Annotated in this window: 20 protein-coding genes and 1 pseudogene; 10 read left to right on the forward strand and 11 right to left on the reverse strand. The window is 73.1% G+C overall.

Annotation, left to right across the window (positions count from 1 at the left end; genetic code table 11):
• Positions 1-250 precede the first annotated feature (250 nt).
• From ABT288_RS44525 to ABT288_RS44535, 3 genes are all read left to right on the forward strand, one after another.
• Positions 251-1,783, forward strand: a complete 1,533-nt coding sequence (locus ABT288_RS44525; RefSeq protein WP_351621113.1) for a S8 family peptidase — start codon at positions 251-253, stop codon at positions 1,781-1,783.
• A 50-nt stretch (positions 1,784-1,833) separates the two neighbouring features.
• Positions 1,834-3,210: a CoA transferase gene (locus ABT288_RS44530; RefSeq protein ID WP_351621116.1), complete on the forward strand. Its 1,377-nt coding sequence runs from the start codon at positions 1,834-1,836 to the stop codon at positions 3,208-3,210.
• 124 nt (positions 3,211-3,334) lie between these two features.
• Positions 3,335-4,345 (forward strand): CopD family protein, encoded by a 1,011-nt coding sequence (locus ABT288_RS44535; protein ID WP_351621119.1) that lies wholly within the window; start codon positions 3,335-3,337, stop codon positions 4,343-4,345.
• A gap of 4 nt (positions 4,346-4,349) precedes the next feature.
• Here the strand turns inward: ABT288_RS44535 and ABT288_RS44540 are convergent, their stop codons facing one another.
• From ABT288_RS44540 to ABT288_RS44565, 6 genes are all read right to left on the reverse strand, one after another.
• Entirely contained in the window at positions 4,350-5,399 is a 1,050-nt protein-coding gene (locus tag ABT288_RS44540) for a zinc-dependent alcohol dehydrogenase family protein (RefSeq protein ID WP_351621122.1), read from the reverse strand.
• 107 nt (positions 5,400-5,506) lie between these two features.
• Positions 5,507-6,217 (reverse strand): VIT1/CCC1 transporter family protein, encoded by a 711-nt coding sequence (locus tag ABT288_RS44545; protein ID WP_351621125.1) that lies wholly within the window; start codon positions 6,215-6,217, stop codon positions 5,507-5,509.
• Between the two features lie 39 nt (positions 6,218-6,256).
• Positions 6,257-7,486 (reverse strand): amidohydrolase family protein, encoded by a 1,230-nt coding sequence (locus ABT288_RS44550; RefSeq protein WP_351621128.1) that lies wholly within the window; start codon positions 7,484-7,486, stop codon positions 6,257-6,259.
• A complete protein-coding gene (locus ABT288_RS44555; RefSeq protein ID WP_351621131.1) occupies positions 7,483-8,796 on the reverse strand; it encodes an amidohydrolase family protein in 1,314 nt (437 codons plus the stop codon). Before ABT288_RS44555 ends, ABT288_RS44550 begins: the two co-directional genes overlap by 4 nt.
• A 17-nt stretch (positions 8,797-8,813) precedes the next feature.
• Positions 8,814-9,698, reverse strand: coding sequence for an SDR family NAD(P)-dependent oxidoreductase (locus ABT288_RS44560; protein ID WP_351621134.1), 885 nt, complete (start codon positions 9,696-9,698; stop codon positions 8,814-8,816).
• Positions 9,698-10,510 carry an acetoacetate decarboxylase family protein gene (locus tag ABT288_RS44565; RefSeq protein ID WP_351621137.1) on the reverse strand — a complete coding sequence of 271 codons (813 nt, stop codon included), beginning with the start codon at positions 10,508-10,510 and terminating at the stop codon, positions 9,698-9,700. The genes ABT288_RS44560 and ABT288_RS44565 overlap by 1 nt, the downstream gene beginning before the upstream one ends.
• Before the next feature lie 117 nt (positions 10,511-10,627).
• On the opposite strand from ABT288_RS44565, the gene ABT288_RS44570 reads away from it, so the two are divergent.
• The 6 genes from ABT288_RS44570 (at position 10,628) to ABT288_RS44595 (ending at position 16,309) form a co-directional block, all read left to right on the forward strand.
• Entirely contained in the window at positions 10,628-11,293 is a 666-nt protein-coding gene (locus ABT288_RS44570) for a TetR/AcrR family transcriptional regulator (RefSeq protein WP_351621140.1), read from the forward strand.
• 145 nt (positions 11,294-11,438) lie between these two features.
• Positions 11,439-12,440 carry a DEDDh family exonuclease gene (locus ABT288_RS44575; protein ID WP_351621143.1) on the forward strand — a complete coding sequence of 334 codons (1,002 nt, stop codon included), beginning with the start codon at positions 11,439-11,441 and terminating at the stop codon, positions 12,438-12,440.
• Between the two features lie 113 nt (positions 12,441-12,553).
• Positions 12,554-12,787 (forward strand): metallothionein, encoded by a 234-nt coding sequence (locus ABT288_RS44580; protein WP_153535354.1) that lies wholly within the window; start codon positions 12,554-12,556, stop codon positions 12,785-12,787.
• 34 nt (positions 12,788-12,821) lie between these two features.
• Positions 12,822-13,634 (forward strand): SURF1 family cytochrome oxidase biogenesis protein, encoded by an 813-nt coding sequence (locus ABT288_RS44585; RefSeq protein WP_351621167.1) that lies wholly within the window; start codon positions 12,822-12,824, stop codon positions 13,632-13,634.
• Between the two features lie 129 nt (positions 13,635-13,763).
• Positions 13,764-15,548 (forward strand): glycoside hydrolase family 15 protein, encoded by a 1,785-nt coding sequence (locus ABT288_RS44590; protein WP_351621146.1) that lies wholly within the window; start codon positions 13,764-13,766, stop codon positions 15,546-15,548.
• A 5-nt stretch (positions 15,549-15,553) separates the two neighbouring features.
• A complete protein-coding gene (locus ABT288_RS44595; RefSeq protein ID WP_351621149.1) occupies positions 15,554-16,309 on the forward strand; it encodes an SDR family oxidoreductase in 756 nt (251 codons plus the stop codon).
• A gap of 25 nt (positions 16,310-16,334) precedes the next feature.
• Here the strand turns inward: ABT288_RS44595 and amaP are convergent, their stop codons facing one another.
• From amaP to ABT288_RS44620, 5 genes are all read right to left on the reverse strand, one after another.
• Positions 16,335-16,916 (reverse strand): alkaline shock response membrane anchor protein AmaP, encoded by a 582-nt coding sequence (amaP, locus tag ABT288_RS44600; RefSeq protein WP_351621152.1) that lies wholly within the window; start codon positions 16,914-16,916, stop codon positions 16,335-16,337.
• Between the two features lie 6 nt (positions 16,917-16,922).
• On the reverse strand, positions 16,923-17,537 hold the full coding sequence (locus ABT288_RS44605) for a DUF6286 domain-containing protein (protein ID WP_351621155.1): 615 nt from the start codon (positions 17,535-17,537) through the stop codon (positions 16,923-16,925).
• Complete coding sequence (locus ABT288_RS44610) at positions 17,537-17,893, reverse strand: Asp23/Gls24 family envelope stress response protein (RefSeq protein WP_351621158.1); 357 nt, start codon at positions 17,891-17,893, stop codon at positions 17,537-17,539. Before ABT288_RS44610 ends, ABT288_RS44605 begins: the two co-directional genes overlap by 1 nt.
• 6 nt (positions 17,894-17,899) lie before the next feature.
• Complete coding sequence (locus ABT288_RS44615; RefSeq protein ID WP_351621161.1) at positions 17,900-18,094, reverse strand: hypothetical protein; 195 nt, start codon at positions 18,092-18,094, stop codon at positions 17,900-17,902.
• Positions 18,095-18,163: 69 nt separating this feature from the next.
• The gene (locus ABT288_RS44620; RefSeq protein ID WP_351621164.1) at positions 18,164-18,634 is read right to left on the reverse strand and encodes an Asp23/Gls24 family envelope stress response protein; all 471 of its coding nucleotides are present in this window, start codon (positions 18,632-18,634) and stop codon (positions 18,164-18,166) included.
• A gap of 97 nt (positions 18,635-18,731) precedes the next feature.
• Here ABT288_RS44620 and ABT288_RS44625 point away from each other — a divergent pair.
• Positions 18,732-19,001 (forward strand): annotated as a pseudogene (locus ABT288_RS44625) (nucleopolyhedrovirus P10 family protein); the annotation flags it as partial.

Here is a 19,001-nt window from a genome sequence, read left to right on the forward strand (position 1 = left end):
TGTTCAGGCGAAGGCCGCCTTCACGTACGGCGGATACCAGACCGAGTGATCAAGTTCGACGCACCATTCGACGTCGGAGGTTAAAGCTCAAGCTATGAGTTGTTTCGCAAGCGGTCTTGGCGAGCCATTGCCAAGACATTGCCGCCCAGTGAGCCGTGGGGTTGGCTTCTGCCTGCACCACGCGTCATGTACCTGCCCGAGCACCCTCTGCGTCTCGGGCGGTTTCGTATCCGGATGAAGTGGAGATCCCATGGTTCATCTGCGTTCCAGACGCCGGCTCGCGCTCGCGGTGCCCGTCGTGCTGTCGCTGACCGCCTCGCTCGGCCTGCTGCCGGCGGCGGCCTCCGCGGCGCCCGGCACGGCCCGGGCGGCACGGACTGCGGACGGCGAGCCGAACCTCGCGTACGTGGTCAACACCCGTACGGATCACGGCACGATCGAGTCCGTGCAGCGGGAGATCGTCCACAACGGCGGCTCGGTGGTGGCCAGTTACGACAGAATCGGTGTGATCGTCGTCCACTCCGCGACGGCGGACTTCGCCGCGCGGATGCGCGCGGTGCGCGGGGTGGAGTCGGCGGGTGCCACGCGTACCGCGCCGCTGAGTGCCGCGGGGACGACCGACGAGGGTGCGGTGCAGGTCCTTTCCACGGCGGAGGCCGCGAAGCTCGCCAAGGCCGCGACCCCGGGCGAGGAGCCGCTCGAGGCGGACCAGTGGGACCTGCGGGCGATCGGCGCCGACCGGGCCGCGCGGATCAACCCGGGCAGCAGCAGAGTGACCGTCGGTGTCATCGACACGGGCGTGGACGACACCCACCCGGACATAGCCCCGAACTTCTCCGCCTCCCAGTCGGCGAACTGCGTCAGCGGCAAGGCGGACACGGCCTACGGCGCGTGGCGCCCGGCGGACGCCAACCACTACCACGGCACCCACGTGGCCGGTGAGATAGCCGCGGCCCGCAACGGCACAGGCGTGGCCGGTGTGGCGCCGGGCGTGAAGGTCGCGAGCATCACGGTGGCCCAGCCGGACTCGACGCAGCTGTTCTACCCGGAGAGCGTGGTCTGCGCCTTCGTGTTCGCCGCCGACCACGGCATACAGATCACCAACAACAGCTACTACGTTGATCCGTGGCTGTACAACTGCATGGACGATCCGGATCAACGTGCCATCGTTGACGCGGTCAACAGAGCCCAGATGTACGCGCAGCGCAAGGGCACGCTCAATGTGGCCTCCGCGGGCAACTCCAACGACGACCTGGACGCACACGCGCTCGTGGACGGCTCCAGCCCCGACGACTCGACGGGCACGAGCCGCACGGTCGACCCGCACGAGTGCTTCGACGTGCCGACCCAGCTGCCCGGCGTGGTGACGGTGAGCGCGGTCGGCGTGAAGGGCACCAAGTCGTACTACTCCAGCTACGGCCTGGGCGTGATCGACGTGGCGGGGCCGGGCGGCGACAAGTACCAGATCCCGGACACGCCGTCGAAGAACGGCCGCATCCTGTCCACGCTGCCGAACGGCCAGTACGGCTTCCTCCAGGGCACCTCGATGGCCTCCCCGCACGTGGCCGCGGTGGCCGCGCTGCTGAAGTCGGCGCATCCGAACGCCACTCCGGCCCAGCTGCAGGCCCTGCTGAAGGCGGAGGCGGACAACCCGGGCTGCCCGAGCGAACCCTACGACGGCAATGGTGACGGGGTCGTGGACGCGACGTGCGTCGGCGGCGAGCGCGTCAACGGCTTCTACGGCTTCGGCACGGTGGACGCGTTGGCCGCGGTGACCAAGTAGGGCCGGACTGGGACAGTATATTGATTCAGTCAATACTGCATAGTGCAGTCATGACTGCTATCAAGTTCGCTTGGTCCGCGCTGGGCGGCGACCCCGCCCACCTCGCGCGGCTCACCACCGTGGTGCGGGAGGGCGCGCTCCCGGCGCGCCTTCCCGTACGCGAGCTCGCCCGTGCCTGCGTCGGCGTCTGTGCGCTGGCCGCCGCGGAACTGGCGGCCCGCCGCTCCGGACGCGGCGAAGTGCCCGGCGTCCGGGTCGACGACGGGGCGGTCGCCGCCGCCTTCCACAGCGAGCGCCTGCTCCAGGTGGACGGGCGCACGCCGGTCGCCTTCGCACCCCTGTCGCGGTTCTGGCGGACGGCGGACGGCTGGGTGCGCACCCACGCCAACTACCCGCACCACCGGGCCCGGTTGCTCGGCACGCTGGGCCTGCCGGAGGACGCCTCGGCGGAGGCGGTGGCCGGCCGGATCGCCGAAGGGTCCGCGGCGCAGGTCGAGGAGGCGGTCTGCGGCGCCGGCGGCCTCGCCGTGGCCCTGCGCGGCCCGAAGGAGTGGGCGGCCACCGGGCAGGCCGCCGAGATGGCCGCACGCCCGCTGGTCGAGCGCGAACGCCTCGGCTCCACGCACGCGCGCGTGCTCACCCCGCTCGATCCCGCCGCCGCTCCCCTGCTGCCCGCCGCAGGCCTGCGCGTGCTGGACCTGACCCGGGTCCTGGCCGGCCCGGTCGCCACCCGCACCCTCGCCCTGCTCGGCGCGGACGTGCTCCGCGTGGACGCCCCCTGGCTGCCCGAACTCCCCGACCAGCACGCCGACACGGGTTTCGGCAAGCGGTCGGCGCTGCTCGATCTCACCGCCGACCGCGACACCTTCGAGGAGCTGCTGGCCACGGCCGACGTCGTCGTCACCGGCTACCGGCCGGGCACCCTCGACCGCTTCGGGCTCGCGCCGGAGGCGCTGTTCGCGCGCCGGCCGGGACTGGTCGTGGCGCAGGTCTCGGCATGGGGCGCGTACGGCCCCTGGGGCGGGCGGCGCGGCTTCGACAGCCTGGTGCAGGTCGCGACCGGCATCGCCGCGACCGAGGGCTCCGCCGAGGCGCCCGGCGCACTGCCCGCGCAGGCACTGGACCACGGCACCGGCTATCTCCTGGCCGCGGCCGTACTGCGGGCGCTGACCGAGCAGTCGTACGACGGGGGCGGCCGCCTCGTGCGGCTGGCGCTGGCCCGGACCGCGCACTGGCTGACCGACGGGATCCGGCCGACCGCGGCCACCGGTGCGCCGTACGACGGCCCGGACGCCTGGCTGGCCGAGACGGACAGCGCGCTCGGCCGGCTGCGGCACGCACTGCCGCCGGTGTCCTTCACGGGCGGCCCCGCCGACTGGGCGCGGCCTCCGGTGCCGTGGGGGTCGGACGGCGCCCGCTGGCGGTGAGCGCTCGCGGCCCGGAACAGGTGAGTGCGCGGGCGGCCGGAAACGTATGTATGCGTGGAATTCCGTACTGCCAGTTGTTTTCCGGGACTTGCCCGGTTCTGCGGCTGCTGGCGAAGATCACGGGGTGAGCTTGATACGACCGACCGCCGAGGCGAGCGGCGAAGAGGGCCCCGCCCGGCGGTTGGGCACCGGCCGGGCCGTCGCCCTCCTGATCCTGGTAGCGCTGGGCGCCCTGATCCCGCTGCTCGGGCCGTCGGCGGCGCTGCACGGCACCGGGGAGGCCGCCGCGCCGGGGGCCGGCGGCATCGGGCTGCTGCGCGCGGTGCTGTTCGCGGCCCTGAGCGTGCCCCTCGGCGAGCTGTTCGTGCACCGGCTCGCCCGGCGCCTGCCCGGTGTTCCGCCCGAACGACCGCACAGCTGGACCCCGTTGGCCACCAGCGCAGGCTTCGTCGCCGCGCTGGCGCTCGCCTCGGTGGTGTCCGCCGGCAACCTGATCCCGCACCGCCTCGGCCAGATCGACGTCGGCGGCCTGTACGGCTCCCGCGACGGCCGGCTGGCCCTGCTGGAGGTCAACGCCTTTCTGCTGGCGGCGCTGTGCGCGTTCCTGCGCCGTCCGGCGGCCCGGGTGTGGCCGCCGGCCGCGGTGGTGGTAGCGGAGGCACTGCGCGCCCACCCCGCGACCGAGCAGAGCCCGCTGATCGGCTCGGCCCTGACACTGGTGCACCTGGCGTGCGCGGCGCTGTGGACCGGCGGTCTGCTGCACACCCTGCGGCTGATCGGGCTGTGGCGCGCCAGCCCCGCCGGGGCCGCGTTGCTCGGCCTCTACGCGCGCGTGGCGGCCGTCCTGCTCGCCGCCATCACCGCGACGGGCGTGTGCAGTTCGCTGCGCCGCATGCCGTCGGCCACCATCCTGGACCAGCTGACGACGACGGCGTACGGACGCACCCTGCTGGCCAAGGTGTTCCTGGTCGCCGCCGTCGCGCTGCTCGCCCTGTGGGCGCGGATCCGGCTGCGCCGCGCCGCCGACCCGCTGACCGCGTGCGCGCCCGCGCGGGCCGAGCTGATCGCCCTGGGCGCGGTCGTCGCGGTCTCGGGTCTGCTCACGGCGCTGCCGCTGCCGATCCGCTGGACCTAGCGGGTCACCGGTCGTTGGTGACCAGGACCTTGAGGGCGGTGCGCTCGTCCATCGCCTTGTAGCCCGTGGGCACGCCCTCGATGTCCACCGTCATGTCGAACACCGGCGAGGGGTCGATCGTGCCGTCGAGGACGTCGGGGAGCAGGTCCGGGATGTAGGCGCGGACCGGGGCGACGCCGCCGCGCAGGGCGATGTTCCGGTCGAACATGACGCCGAGGTCGAGGCCGGTGCCGCTGCCGTGCGGCACGCCCACGAAGCCGATCGCGCCGCCGTCGCGGGTGATGTTGACGGCCGTCCGCATGGACTGCTCGGTGCCGACGGCCTCCACGACGGCGTGCGCGCCCTGGCCGCGGGTGAGCTCTCGGACGGCCTCGACGGCCGCGTCCCCGCGCTCGGCGACGACGTCGGTGGCCCCGAAGCGGCGCGCGATGTCGGTGCGGACCTCGTGCCGGCCGAGGGCGATGATCCGCTCGGCGCCCAGCCGCTTGGCGGCCAGCACCGCGCACAGGCCGACCGCGCCGTCCCCCACGACGGCGACCGTGGCGCCGGGGCGGGCGCCCGCGCCGAGGGCGGCGTGATGGCCGGTGCCGAGGACGTCGGAGAGGGTCAGCAGGGCCGACAGCAGGTGGTCGTCGGAGGCGGCGTCCTTGGGGAGCTGGACGAGGGTGCCGTCGGCGAAGGGCACGCGCACGGCCTCGCCCTGGCCGCCGTCGTAGCCGACGGAGCCCCAGAAACCGCCGTGCTCGCAGGACGTCGTCAGGCCCTCGCGGCAGTAGCCGCAGACGCCGTCGGACCACATGAACGGCGCGACCACCAGGTCACCGCGCTTGACGGTGCTCACCTCGGAGCCGGTCTCCTCGACGATCCCGAGGAACTCGTGTCCGATGCGCTGCCCCGGCTGCCGGGCCGCCTCGCCCCGGTAGGCCCACAGGTCGCTGCCGCAGATGCAGGCGCGCAGCACCCGCACGACGGCGTCGGTGGGCAGCTGCACCACGGGCTCGGGGACGTCCTCCACACGCATGTCGAACGGGGCGTGGATGGTGGTGGCGCGCATGGCGAGGGTCCTTCTCGTGCGGGATGGTGCGGTGTGCTCAGGGGGTGGTCGAGCGCACCACACGGTACGCCGTCACCGGCCCGGGCTGCGCGCCCAGGGTCCGCGCGTCAGACGCCCGCCGCGCCCAGCAGGCTGCCCGCCGCATAGGTGACCGCCATCGCCAGCGCCCCGCCCACCACGTTGCGCAGCACCGCGCGTTTCGGGTCCGCGGCGCCGAGCCGCGCGCTTGTCCAGCCGGTGAGGACGAGCGCGGCCAGGACGGAGACGACGGTCACACCCAGCCGCCAGCCGGCCGGGGGCAGGACGATGGCCAGCAGCGGCAGCAGCGCGCCCACCGTGAAGGCCAGAAAGCTCGCCCAGGCCGCGTGCCAGGGGTTGGTGAGGTCCTCCGGGTCGATACCGAGCTCCACGCGCGCGTGGGCCTTGAGCGGGTCCCGCGCGGTGAGCTGTTCGGCGGCCTCCCGGGCCACCTCGTGGGACAGTCCGCGTTCCTCCAGCAGTGTGGTCAGCTCCCGCAGCTCGGCCTCGGGCTGCTCGCGCAGTTCCCGTTTCTCCACGGCCAGCGCGGCCATCTCGGAGTCGCGCTGGGTGGAGACGGAGACGTACTCGCCGGCCGCCATGGACATCGACCCGGCGAGCAGGCCGGCCAGTCCGGCGGTGAGCAGCGCGGACCGGCTCTGGGTCGCGCCGGCCACGCCGACGACGATGCCCGCGGTGGAGACGATGCCGTCGTTCGCGCCGAGCACGGCGGCCCGCAGCCAGTTCAGCCGCGAGCCGAGCGCGCCCCCGTGGGCCTCTTCGTGGGTGGGTTCCGTCACAGCAGGGAGGATCGCACTCCCGGGGCTGCCACCTCCAGATCACCACACCCGCAGTGAGGCCCCCCGAGCGAACACCGGACTGGTCGCGTCCGCCGGTGACTGCGTCAGGGGCTCGGCGACTTCCGCCACCGCGGGGCCCACCTTCGCCGCGAGGGTGTCGAGGAGGGCGAGGTCGAAGCCGTAGACGCGGGCCGCGTTGCCGCCGAGCATGGCCGCGACCTCCTCGCGCGGCACGCCCGCGTAGGCGAACCTCAGGGCCTCACGGGTGTAGGGATGGGTGCCCTCGTCGTGCGGGTAGTCACTGCCCCACATGATCTTGTCGACGCCGATGCGGTCCCGCAGCGGCACCTCGTGCGGGCGCATGAAGCTGGCGCCGACGAAGCAGTTGTCCCGCCACACCCGCGAGGGTGCGGCGCCCATGCCGTCGGCCAGACCGACGCCGAACCTGGCCTCGGCGGTGCCGGCCTTCGTGGCCGCCGCGACCAGGCGGCCGTGGTAGTAGTCCAGCATGCCGAGCACCCCGGGGATCCAGCCCGACCCCTGCTCGGTCAGGACGAGTTTCAGCTCGGGGTGCCGGCGGAAGGCGCCGCCGAACACCAGGTGCCACAGGGCGCGGTGGGAGAACCACGTGGTCTCCACCATGAACACCGCGCGGGCGGCCGGTTCGTCGCCGAGCGGCGGGGAGGCCGAGCCGGCGTGGTGGTTGACGGGGACGCCGAGTTCCGCGCACGTGGCCCAGATGGGGTCGTACGTCCGCGAGTACAGCTCGGGCAGCCCCGAGCCGGGCGGGGTGCCGGGCAGCATCAGGCCGCCCTTCAGGCCCGCCGAGGCGGCCCGGCGGATCTCCCTGACGGCCTCCTCGACGTCGCCGAGCAGGATCTGGAAGACGCCCGCGCGGCGGCCCGGCGCGGCGGCGCAGAAGTCCGCGAGCCAGCGGTTGTGGGCGCGCAGGCCCGCCCAGCGGCGCTCGAACTCCCCGGCGTTCGACGGCTGGGTCATCAGCGAGCCGGACGGGAAGAACGGCGGGATGGTGTTCGGGAAGATCACCTCGGCGACGATCCCGTCCGCCGCCAGTTCCGCGAGGCGCCGCTCGGAGTTCCAGTTGCGGTCGGCGGAGTCGGCGAGCAGGTCCGCGTGGGGGTTGACGTAGGTGGCCGCCCAGTCGTCGAAGTCGTCGTGGTACCGCTTCTCCAGGTAGGGCCTGTAGTCCAGCAGGTCGGCGCCGGCGTGGCAGTCGGCGGAGATGACGGTGTACCGGTCGTCGCTCATGCGGGCGCTCCCCCTGCGGAGAAGCCGGGGCCGGTCCCCAGCACCGGGAAGTCGTGGCCGGTCAGCCAGTGGCGGCCCGTCTCGCGCGAGCGCGCCCAGGACGCCTCGACGGCCCTCTGGCCGGCCGGCTGGCCGAGGTCGGCGGGGGTCGGCCCGATGCGCCGGGCCAGGGGAGCGAGCTTGTCCACGTCGAAGCCGAAGACCTCGGCCGCGGCGAGGCCGAGCATACGGCGGGTCTCGGTGACGGGGATGTCGTGGAAGGTACGGCGCAGCCACGCGCGCGTGTCGGGCCAGGTGCCCTCGGGATGCGGGAAGTCGCTGCCCCAGAGGATGTTGTCGACGCCGATCTCGTAGCGCTGGGCCAGCTCGCGCCGCTTGGTGTTGGTGGCGCAGACGAACACCTGCCGGTCCAGGTACTCGTGCGGCGGGCGCCTGAGCTCCTCGAACGGGGAGAGCTTCTTGCCGCCGTGCGCGCCGAGGTAGAGGCGGTCCATGAACCACAGCAGGTTCGGCAGCCACCAGCAGCCGGACTCGGCGACGCCGAAGCGCAAGGAGGGGTGGCGTTCGAAGACACCGGACCAGAGCAGGAACCACAGCGGCCGGGCCGGCCACCAGGTCACCTCGCTCACATAGATGCCGAGGTGGTCGCCGTACTCCTCGCGCGGGGCGGCGCCGGAGTGGGTGAGCACCGGCATGCCGCACTCGGCGGCGGCCGCCCACACGGGGTCGTAACGGCGGTCGTGGTACGGCGCCTTGTCCGCCCACATGGCCGGGATCATCAGCGCGCCGAGGCCGGACTCCCGGGCCCGTTGGATCTCGGCCACGACCTGTTCGACGGGGGCCGTGACCGGCAGCAGGGCGACACCGCAGTGCCGTTCGGGGTGCTCGGAGACGAAGTCCGCGAGCCAGCGGTTGTGCGCCCGCGCGCCCGCCATGCCCAGCTCCGGGTCCTGGTCGCCGCTCAGGCCGAGGCCCACGCCGAAGGGGGCGGCGGTGCGGCTGTCGACGGCGTCGGCGTCCGGGAAGACCACCTCTGCGGCCACGCCGTCCCCGTCGAGCTCCTTCAGGCGCTGTGCGGTGTCCCAGCCCCCGCGCAGGCCTTCCTCGTTGTCGCGGAACCACCGGTCGGCGAAGGTCTCGTTGCGGATGCCGAGCCGGGTCATCTCCTCGCGGCGCCGGCCCTGGCCCGCGAGGAACTCGTCGAAGTCCCGGTGGAAACGGGACTCCAGATAGGGCCGGTACTCCTCGGTGGGCAGTCCGGCGTGGCAGTCGGAGGAGATGATCAGGTACGGGTCGTCGTATGCGCTCACCAGGGCCTCCTCTCGGTTCAGTCCAGGACGAAGCTTTCGAGGTACGACGGGTTCGCCCGGTCCAGCATCGACCGGGCGCGGGCGCGGATCTGCGCGTCGCTGTGCTCGCTCTGCGGCAGCAGCCAGAAGCGGTCGGCCCGGATGCCGGTCACGACGAGTCCGGCGACCTCCTCGACCGGCGTGAAGCGGACCTCCTGGCCGGCCGCGCGCATCGCCGCCTCCCACTGGTCGAGGCTGCGGTACGGCGTCCTGCGCGGGCGCTGTTTGGCATAGCGGGCGGGGCGGTTGCGGTGCGACTCCCACAGACCGGTGCGCAGCATGTGCGGGCCCGGGAAGAGCACCGAGGCGCCCACGCGCGCGTGCTCGGCCTTCAGGTGCGCGTACAGGGACTCGGTCAGGGTGACGACGGCGGCCTTGGTGACCGCGTACACGGAGGCGGTCGGGAGGGGCGCGATGCCGCCGTCGCCGGAGGATGTATTGACCACATGACCGGGTTGACCCGACGTGATCATCCTGGGCACGAACGCCTGGACGCCATGGAAGACGCCCCACACATTGACGGCGAAGGCCCACCGCCAGTCGTTCGGGTCGTGCTCCCACATCCGGCCCTCGGCACCCGAGCCGACGCCCGCGTTGTTGCACAGGACGTGCACGGCGCCGTAGGTGCCGTACGCCGCCTCGGCCAGCTCCATGACCTGGGCGCGCTCGCCGACGTCGACCACGCGCGCGTGCACGTCGGCGCCCTCGGCCCGCAGGCCGGCCGCGGCCTTGTCCAGGGCGGCCTCCTCCACGTCGGCGAGGACCACCTTCAGGCCCTCGGCGGCGAACCGCCGGGCCATCGCGAGCCCGATCCCGCTCGCCGCGCCGGTGACGACGGCGACCTGTCCGGCCTGGAGGTCCATCACACGCTCCCCTCGGGCGGCGCGAACTCCGGCGGTCCGTCGAGGATCTGCAGCGGATCGTCGTAGCGCTGGTGGATGTACGGCAACAGGGCCTGGGCGTCGACCCGTTCGACGACCCGGCCGCTCTGGTCGCTGGTCTTCTCGCCGACCGTGATCTCACGGAGGCGCAGCACCGGAAGGTCGGCCACGGGGTCGTACGCCGACTCGCGCAGGACGACCTCCCCGGTGACCCGCTCCAGCCGCCGCACCCGCTCGTGGCGCACGCAGTGGACCAGCACCGGGTCGGTGTCGAAGCCGGAACCGTCCACGGCGGGAAGGAACTTGAAGTAGAAGTCGGTCTTCCGCGACGGCTCCGGCAGCGGCAGTTCGGCGTCGGCCGTGCCGCGTACCTCGACGAACGCGATGCCGTGCCGGCTCATCGACGCGCGCACGCCCGCGCCGTCGCGCTCGACGGTCACCTCGCCGAGTTTCTTGGGCTCGCCGAAGACCTCGCGCCCGCCGGTGAGGGCGCGCTCGTGGGTCATCGGCATGACCAGCGGGTACCAGCCCTCGACCGTGCCGTGCGCGGCGGCGACGGCGAACGAGCCCGCGCCGAGCGGGTATCCGGGCAGGTCGACCTTGCTGATGTTCACCCGGACGAGCGGACTGCCGGTGGGTTTCAGGGGTGGCGGCAGGACCGCGGCGACCGCGTCCGGGTCGGTCTCCCAGACGGCCACCACCCCGGTGGACCAGATGTCGGGAAGCCGCGCGCTCGCGGTGCGCGTCACGGCGATCTCCCGCTCGGTCCGTGCTCCGTACCGTACGCGTCCCATGCGTCGTACCGCCCTTCTTCCGGCCATGCCATTCCTGACGAACCGTCACCTGTAACACTGTTACAGCAGTCCCCGTGCAGGGTAAAGACACGCGTACGGACGGGAGTTGGGGGGATCATGACGAGCGGGGCAAGGAGTGCGCTGACCCGGGAGGCGGTGCTGGACGCCGCTGCCGCTCTGGTGAAGCGGCACGGGCCTGACGCGCTCACGATGCGGGGCCTCGCCGCGGCGCTGGGCACCGCCGTGACGTCGATCTACTGGCATGTCGGCGGGCGTGAGGCGCTGCTCGACGCCCTGGTGGAGCGAACCATGGCCGAGCTCGGCGAGATCCGCCCGTCCGGACGCACGCCGGAGCAGCGCGTGGTCGGTGTCGCGCGCGACCTGCGCCGGCAACTGCGCGACCATCCACATCTGGTGGCCCTGGTGCACGAGCGGGGCCTGACCGAGCGGATGTTCCTGCCCGCGCAGCGGGTTCTGGTGCACGAGGCGCACGCCGCGGGGTTGCGCGGCGCGCGGGTCGCCGAGTTCGTCCGGGCGGTGCAGTTCCAGGTCGTCGGGCATGTGCTGGTGGAGCGCAATCGCGAGCGGGCCCCGGTGCAGCGTCCCGGCGAGGAGGAGTTGTGGAGCGCCGAGACCGCCGGGGACGACCCCGCGCTGGCGCGTGCGCTGGCCCGGCCGGTGGACACCGAGCGGCTGTTCCTGACGGCCGTACGGGCGCTGGTGCGGTCGCTGTTGACACCGGCCGGCGTGTCGCCCATTCACCCACGCGACTCGGCCGGCTGAGCAGCACGGGCACGGGCACGCGCGCGTGGCGCAGCGGACAGAGCACGCACGCGTGTGCGGTGCCCGCGCACCTGGACGGGTCCGGCGGGCGGGACCGGCACCTGAAGGTCAGCAGTGTCAGTCGCGGCCCGTATCCTCAATGACCATGCTCGAAGACCGTGCGACCGCAGTGTCCTCCCCCACCCAGTGGCCGGCCGCGTATCCGAAGGGATACGCGGTCGTTGACGTGGAGACCACCGGCCTGGCCCGGGACGACCGGATCATCTCGGCGGCCGTCTACCGGCTGGACGAGCGCGGCGAGGTCGAGGACCACTGGTACACGCTGGTCAACCCGGAGCGCGATCCGGGACCGGTGTGGATACACGGTCTGACGAGCGAGGTGCTCGAGGGGGCGCCGCTCTTCGCGGACATCGCCGAGGAGTTCGCGGCCCGGCTGGACGGCCGGGTGCTGGTCGCGCACAACGCCGTCTTCGACTGGCAGATGATCGCGCGGGAGTACGCGCGCGCAGAGTGCGAGGCGCCGGTGCGTCAGCGGCTGTGCACCATCGCGCTGTCGAAGGAGCTGGGGCTGCCGCTGCCCAACTTCAAGCTGGAGTCGCTGGCGGCGCACTACGGCGTCGTACAGCAGCGGGCGCACCACGCGCTGGACGACGCGCGCGTGCTGGCGGAGGCGTTCCGGCCGAGTCTGCGGGCCGCGGCGGCGGGCGGCGTCCGGCTGCCACTGCTGGAGTGCAGGCCGCTGACGGAGTGGTCGGACCGTTCGGTGCCCCGGCAGTCGACCGGCGGACACGGCGGTTCCGGCGGTTACGGCGGCTACCGGACGACCAGTTGGCGCCCCTCCCGCAAAAGGCCCGCATGCCCCTATCCCAACCCGGGTCGCTATGAAGACGGCAAACGCCTCAAACAGGGCATGCGGGTGGCGTTCTCCGGAGACACCTCCGTCGAGCGCGAGCTACTGGAGGACCGGGCCACCGAGGCCGGTCTGCACGTGGCGTCCAGCATCTCCCGGCTGACCAGCCTGCTGGTGACCAACGACCCCGACTCGGGCACGTCCAAGGTGGTCAAGGCGCGGCAGTTCGGCACCCCGATCGTGGACGAGGCCGCGTTCGGGCAGCTGCTGCGGGACGTCGAGCCCGCCGACGGATAGCGGCACGAAAGCACGCCACCGAACCGGCAGGAAATCGTACGAACGGGTGGTTGCCGGACGACTCACCCGGCGGCCGCTCGCCCGCGCGACGGTGACGGATCACCCTGTGGCGCATGGCGAAATGCGAAGTTTGCGGCAATGACTATGGAATGACCTTCGAGGTCCACGCACAGGGCTCGGTGCACGTCTTCGACTGCTTCTCCTGTGCGATCCACCGGATGGCCCCCATCTGCGAGCACTGCCGGGTGCAGATCATCGGCCAGGGCGTGGAGGCCGACGGCCGGTTCTACTGCGGGGCCCACTGCGCCCGCGCCGAGGGAAAGGTGGGCATCGTCGACCGGGTGTGACCCGGTACCCGCCTGAATGCACCCCACGGCCCGGATGTACCGTCGTGGGGTGCACCGCTACCGCTTCCTGTTGTCCCGCCAGTGGGTCATCCTCAGCATCGTCGCGATCGCGCTGATCCCGACGATGATCAGGCTGGGCTTCTGGCAGAAGCACCGGTACGAGGAGCGCACCGCGCGCAACAACCTGGTCTCCTCGGCGCTGCACTCCAGGCCGGTCCCGGTCGAGCGGCTGACCTCTCCCGGGCACGCCGTGACCCGCACCGAGAAGTACCGCACGGTCACCGCGACCGGCACCTTCGACCCCGCCCGGGAGGTCGTGGTCCGGCGCCGGACCAACTCCGACGGCGAGGTCGGCTTCCATGTGCTCACCCCGCTCGTCCTCACGGACGGCAGGATCCTCCTCGTCAACCGCGGCTGGATCCCCGCGAACGGCGCCCAGACCGCCTTCCCGAAGATCCCCGCCCCGCCGTCCGGCCGGACCACCGTCACCGGGCGGCTGATGGCCGACGAGACGACCGCGGCGAGCGGCATCAAGAACGTCAAGGGCCTCCCCGACCGGCAGATCATGCTGATCAACAGCGCGGAGGAGGCGCACCGGCTCGGCGCGCGGGTGCTCGGCGGCTACGTCGAGCAGACGGCGCCCACGCCCAAGGGCGGCCCGGAGCAGATCTCCGACCCCGGCAGCGAGGACGCCCCGCTGAACTACGCGTACATGATCCAGTGGTGGCTGTTCGCCGCGGGCGTGCCGGTCGGCTGGTGGTTCCTGGTCCGCCGGGAGATCCGCGACCGGGAGGAGGCCTCGGCGGCGGAGGCGAAGCCGGAGGAGAGCGCACCGGCCACGGTGTGACCGGGCCGGCGGCTCCAAGCCACGGCCCGCGGGAAACCGCGCCCACGGGAACCCGCGCCCCACGGGACCACGTCACTCCCCCGGCGCACCACCTGATTGGCCCTCTGGTCCGCCGGGAAACCGGATCCCGTGAACGCGCGCATCGAGGACTACGCACTCATCGGTGACGAGCAGACCGCCGCGCTGGTCGGGAAGAACGGCTCGATCGACTGGCTGTGCCTGCCCCGCTTCGACTCCGGCGCCTGCTTCGCGCGGCTGCTGGGCGACGAGGACCACGGCTACTGGCGGATCGCCCCCGAGGGAGCAGAGACCTGCACGCGCCGCGCCTACCGGCCCGACACCCTCGTCCTCGACACCGAGTGGGAGACCCCCGACGGCACGGTCCGGGTCACCGACCTGATGCCGCAGCGCGACCGCGCCCCCGACGTCGTACGCACCGTCGAAGGCGTCAGCGGCCGGGTCACCGTCCGCAGCACCCTGCGCCTGCGCTTCGACTACGGCTCGATCATGCCGTGGGTGCGCCGCGCGGACGGGCACCGGGTGGCCGTCGCGGGCCCGGACTCGGTCTGGCTGCGCTCCGAGCCCGCCGTGCGCACCTGGGGCGAGGACTTCGGCACCCACTCGGAGTTCACCGTCGCCGAGGGCGAGCGGGTCGCGTTCGTGCTCACCTGGCACCCCTCGCACGAGCAGCGCCCGCCGCTCAACGACCCCTTCGAGGGCCTGGAGTGCAGCGTCACCGACTGGCAGGGCTGGGCCCGGCAGTGCCGTTACCAGGGCCCCTACCGGGACGAGGTCGTCCGCTCCCTGATCACCCTCAAGGCCCTCACCTACCTCCCGACCGGCGGGATCGTGGCCGCGGCGACCACCTCGCTGCCCGAGAAGCCGGGCGGGGTGCGCAACTGGGACTACCGGTACTGCTGGCTGCGCGACTCCACCCTCACCCTCGGCGCACTGCTCAACGCCGGCTACCACGACGAGGCCTCGGCCTGGCGCGACTGGCTGCTGCGCGCGGTCGCGGGCGACCCGGCCGACCTGCAGATCATGTACGGCGTCGGGGGCGAGCGGCGGCTGCCGGAGATGGAGCTGTCGTGGCTGCCCGGCTTCGCCGACTCCGCCCCCGTACGGATCGGCAACGGCGCCGTCGAACAGCTCCAGCTCGACGTGTACGGCGAGGTGATGGACTCCCTCGCGCTGGCCCGCAGCTCCGGCCTGCCCCCGCGGCCGCACATGTGGGCGATGCAGCGCGCCCTGATGCAGTTCCTGAGGTCGGCGTGGCGGCAGCCGGACGAGGGCCTGTGGGAGGTGCGCGGCGGCCGGCAGCAGTTCGTGCACTCCAAGGTGATGGTGTGGGTGGCCGCCGACCGGGCCGTCAAGACGCTGGAGCAGTACGAGGACCTCAAGGGCGATCTGGAGGGCTGGCGCGGATTCCGCGACGAGGTCCACCGGGAGGTGTGCGAGAAGGGCTTCGACCCCGAGCGCAACACCTTCACCCAGTACTACGGCTCCCGCGAACTCGACGCGGCGCTGCTGCTCATCCCGCGCGTCGGTTTCCTGCCGCCCGACGACCCGCGGGTGGTCGGCACGGTCGACGCGATCCGCGACGGCCTCGGGCACGGCGGCTTCCTGCGCCGGTACGACACCGAGGACTCGGTGATCGACGGGCTGCCGAGCGGCGAGGGCGCCTTCCTGGCCTGCTCGTTCTGGCTGGCCGACGCGCTCCATCTGACCGGACGCAAGGACGAGGCGCGGGAGCTGTTCGACCGGCTGGTGGGCCTGGTCAACGACGTGGGACTGCTGGCCGAGGAGTACGACCCCGTCGACGGCCGCCACCTGGGCAACTTCCCGCAGGCCTTCAGTCACATCGCGCTGGTGAACACCGCCCTCACGCTGTTCCGGGACGACCAGGCAGGATAGGGGCCATGGATCTTGGACTGAAGGACCGGGTGTACGTCGTCACCGGGGCGACCCGCGGACTCGGCAACGCCGCCGCGCGGGAACTCGTCGCCGACGGGGCGAAGGTCGTGATCAGCGGGCGGGACGAGAAGCGAGTGGCCGACGCCGCCGCCGAACTGGGCCCGAACGCGGTGGGCGTGGCCGTGGGCAACGCCGACCCCGAGGCGCCGCAGCGGCTGATCGCGGCCGCCCGGGACGCCTTCGGCGCGTTCCACGGCGTGCTGGTGAGCGTGGGCGGGCCGGCGCCGGGGTTCGTCGCGGACAACACCGACGAACAGTGGCGCGACGCGTTCGAGTCGGTGTTCCTCGGTGCGGTGCGGCTCGCTCGCGCGGCGGCCGCCGAGCTGGAGCCGGGCGGGGTGATCGGATTCGTGCTGTCCGCGTCGGTGCACGAGCCGATTCCGGGCCTGACCATCTCCAACGGGCTGCGGCCGGGGCTCGCCGGGTTCGCCAAGTCGCTCGCCGACGAGCTGGGGCCGCGCGGGATCCGGGTGCTGGGGTTGCTGCCGTCGCGCATCGACACCGATCGCGTGCGCGAACTGGACGCGTTGTCCGCCGATCCCGAGGCCACCCGGGCCGCGAACGAGTCCCGGATTCCGTTGCGGAGGTACGGGACGCCGGAGGAGTTCGGGAAGGTCGCGGCGTTCCTGCTCTCTCCGGCCGCCTCCTATCTGAGTGGGGTCATGGTGCCTGTGGACGGCGGGATGCGGCACGGGTTCTGACGGTTCCGAAGGCCGCCGCCGGCGTTCAAGTGACCCTTTCCGCACGGTGCTTGACCGACCCCAGCCGTACTTCTGCCGGAAGTGACGGCAGGCCCGCCGACTCGCGCGCATGGGCCAATGCCTGAGCCGTGAACCCGGTCAGGGCCGTTGCCGGGTCCACGTACGGCTCCAGCCGGAGCCACACCCGTGCCGTGGGCGTCGTACGGCGGCCCCGCAGGAGGATCTCCGCGTGAGCCACGCCCTCCTGCCGTACGGCGTCCTGGGCCAGGGCCGATTCCAGGGCCCTGGCCCGCAGGAGGGCGGACGCGTCGTCGCCGGTGTCGATCACGATCTCGGTCAGCCGGCGGCGGCGCAGGACCGTCGTGAGCCACCACAGGGTGAGCAGGACGACGACGGCGAGGGCGGCGACGACCGTCGGCCACCACCAGCTCGTGCCGCGCCAGTGGGTGCGTTCGGCCTTGGTGAGCAGGACGTCGTGCGGGCCGATGTGGATCCACCAGGAGGGCGGCGGCGCACCCAGGCCGACGGCGAGGACCGCGCCGCCGAGCGCGAGGAGGAGCAGGCCGACGAGGCCCAGCAGGACGCGGTTGAGACCGCCGGTGCGCATCCGTCCTCACCCCTTCCGCCCGGGCCGGGACACACGCAGCGACAGCGTGGGCGGCCGGGCCAGGCCGAGGCCCCGGATCGCGTCCGTGAGCACGGTGTCCAGGTCGGCGCGTACGTCGTCCAGGTCACGGAAGTGCGAGACGGCACGGACGTCGGCCTTCGTGCGGCGCATGCGCACCCGGACCGAACGGACCCCGGACACGTCGATGGCCCGGTCGCGGAGAAGGAGCGCCGCGGCCTCGCGCCGGAGTGCCGCGCGGACATCGGGGTGCGGGCGCCGCATGGGCAGCAGTGCGCGCAGGCCGGGTGTGACCGCGAGGGTGATCAGCCACAGGCCGAGTGCGACCGCGACGGCCGCGCCGGTCAGCACCCAGGTGTCGTCCAGGGGCCGCCCGGCCAGTTGCCGGGCGAGTGCGCGGCGCCAGTGCATCGCGGGGTGGTGGGCGCGTACGGCGACGATGTCGTACAGCAGCAGGCCGGCGCCGGCCAGCAGCAGCGCCGCGACGACGGCGGCCGGGACGCGGCGCGGGGACCAGAAGCGGCCACTACCCTTGGCGGGGGCGGGCGGCGTGGTGCCGGGGTCCTTGTCGAGGGTCGGGGTGGTCGGCTGCGGTTCGTTCATCACGCCCTCCCGTGCGGTGCCGGGTGCAGCCGTTCGACCTGGACCGCGACCTCGGGCACCGCCATGTCCACCAACGCGCCTACCCGCTCGGCGACATGGCGACGCACGGCGGCGCAGTGGGCGCCGATGTCGCCGGGGTAGCCGAGTTCGAGGTGCACGCGGACGCGGGCCGCCTGCTGGTGGACGACGACCGTGGCGTGGGGGGCGGCCGCCTCGGCGGGCGGCGGCGGCAGCGCCTCGCGGGCGGCCTGGGCGGCGATCTTCGCCACGACCCGGTCGGCGATCCGGGTGGCGCCGCGCTCGCCCGGCGGCACGAGGGCCGACGGCGGGCGCGCCGCGCCGGTCTCGGCACTCACCTCCGGTCACCGCCGCCGCTCGCGCCGGTCGCCTCGGGTGCGGAAGAACTCACCCGGTTCCAGGTCGCCCTCCGCGAACCGGCCGACGACGAACCCGAGCGCACCCAGGGCCGCCACCAGCAGAAAGGCACCGAAGCCGCCGAAGTACCCGGCGAAGCCCAAGGCCATTCCGGCGATCATCCCGATCACGGCCATGCTCATGGAGCGCTCCTCAGCTCGTCAGCTCGTCAGCTCGTCGGCTCGTCAGGCGTGCGGGTCCGGGACCGGGTCTCACTGGATCCGGGGCTCCGGTTCCTCTTCCTCTTCCTCGGGCAGCTTGACGTCGCTCACCGCGATGTTGACCTCGACCACCTCGAGTCCGGCCATGCGTTCCACGGCGGCGATCACGTTCTCCCGCACGGCGCGGGCGACATCGCCGATGGAGACGCCGTAGTCCACGACGATCTCCAGGTCGAGCGCCGTCTGCACCTCGCCGACCTCGGCCTTCACGCCCCGGGTGACCGACTTGGAGCCGCCGGGCACCCGGTCGCGTACGGCGCCGAAGGTGCGGGCCAGGCCGCTGCCCAGGGCGTGGACGCCGACCACGTCCCGGGCCGCGAGAGCGGCGATCTTCTCCACGACGCCGTCGGCGATGGTCGTCCGGCCACGGGTCGCGGGATCGCCGCCGCCGCGCCGGGTCGCCTTGCGGGTCGAGACCTGTGGTTCCTGGTCGCCTTCGGGGGTCGTCGTCATGTCGGTCATCGCCGTACGTCCCTTTCGGTCGTCCCCTTCGATCGTCCTTCGTCCACCGTAAGCAAGGTTCCCCGACCGCGCGCCGGTGATACGGCAGGCTGGAGGAATGACGGCGGATCGGTGGACACAGGTGGTTCGGCGCCAGGTCGGGCTGGGCAGGCTGCTGCCGCTCGGCGGGCCGCCCGACGGGGTCTGGATCGCGGAGGCCGCGGCCGCGGCGGTACTGGAACGCGCGGCCGCGGACGGGCTGCCCGGGGTGCGGCTCGGCGCGCTGCGGCTCGCGCTCGCCGAGCCGGAAGAGGCGCCCGAGTCCGTCGTACCGGCTCCGCCGAGCGCGCTGGCGCCGGGCCCGCTGCGGCGGACGGCCGACGGCGCG

The organism is Streptomyces sp. NPDC001093, from assembly GCF_040298985.1.
Lineage (GTDB): Bacteria > Actinomycetota > Actinomycetes > Streptomycetales > Streptomycetaceae > Streptomyces.

What these genes read in the sequence shown, in the direction of transcription:
- ABT288_RS44525 (WP_351621113.1), top strand. Translation starts at nt 251, where the DNA reads ATGGTTCATCTGCGTTCCAGACGCCGGCTCGCGCTCGCGGTGCCCGTC.
- ABT288_RS44530 (WP_351621116.1), top strand. Translation starts at nt 1,834, where the DNA reads ATGACTGCTATCAAGTTCGCTTGGTCCGCGCTGGGCGGCGACCCCGCC.
- ABT288_RS44540 (WP_351621122.1), bottom strand. Translation starts at nt 5,399, where the DNA reads ATGCGCGCCACCACCATCCACGCCCCGTTCGACATGCGTGTGGAGGAC.
- ABT288_RS44550 (WP_351621128.1), bottom strand. Translation starts at nt 7,486, where the DNA reads ATGAGCGACGACCGGTACACCGTCATCTCCGCCGACTGCCACGCCGGC.
- ABT288_RS44560 (WP_351621134.1), bottom strand. Translation starts at nt 9,698, where the DNA reads ATGGACCTCCAGGCCGGACAGGTCGCCGTCGTCACCGGCGCGGCGAGC.
- ABT288_RS44565 (WP_351621137.1), bottom strand. Translation starts at nt 10,510, where the DNA reads ATGGGACGCGTACGGTACGGAGCACGGACCGAGCGGGAGATCGCCGTG.
- ABT288_RS44570 (WP_351621140.1), top strand. Translation starts at nt 10,628, where the DNA reads ATGACGAGCGGGGCAAGGAGTGCGCTGACCCGGGAGGCGGTGCTGGAC.
- ABT288_RS44575 (WP_351621143.1), top strand. Translation starts at nt 11,439, where the DNA reads ATGCTCGAAGACCGTGCGACCGCAGTGTCCTCCCCCACCCAGTGGCCG.
- ABT288_RS44580 (WP_153535354.1), top strand. Translation starts at nt 12,554, where the DNA reads ATGGCGAAATGCGAAGTTTGCGGCAATGACTATGGAATGACCTTCGAG.
- ABT288_RS44585 (WP_351621167.1), top strand. Translation starts at nt 12,822, where the DNA reads ATGTACCGTCGTGGGGTGCACCGCTACCGCTTCCTGTTGTCCCGCCAG.
- ABT288_RS44595 (WP_351621149.1), top strand. Translation starts at nt 15,554, where the DNA reads ATGGATCTTGGACTGAAGGACCGGGTGTACGTCGTCACCGGGGCGACC.
- amaP (WP_351621152.1), bottom strand. Translation starts at nt 16,916, where the DNA reads ATGCGCACCGGCGGTCTCAACCGCGTCCTGCTGGGCCTCGTCGGCCTG.
- ABT288_RS44605 (WP_351621155.1), bottom strand. Translation starts at nt 17,537, where the DNA reads ATGAACGAACCGCAGCCGACCACCCCGACCCTCGACAAGGACCCCGGC.
- ABT288_RS44615 (WP_351621161.1), bottom strand. Translation starts at nt 18,094, where the DNA reads ATGAGCATGGCCGTGATCGGGATGATCGCCGGAATGGCCTTGGGCTTC.
- ABT288_RS44620 (WP_351621164.1), bottom strand. Translation starts at nt 18,634, where the DNA reads ATGACCGACATGACGACGACCCCCGAAGGCGACCAGGAACCACAGGTC.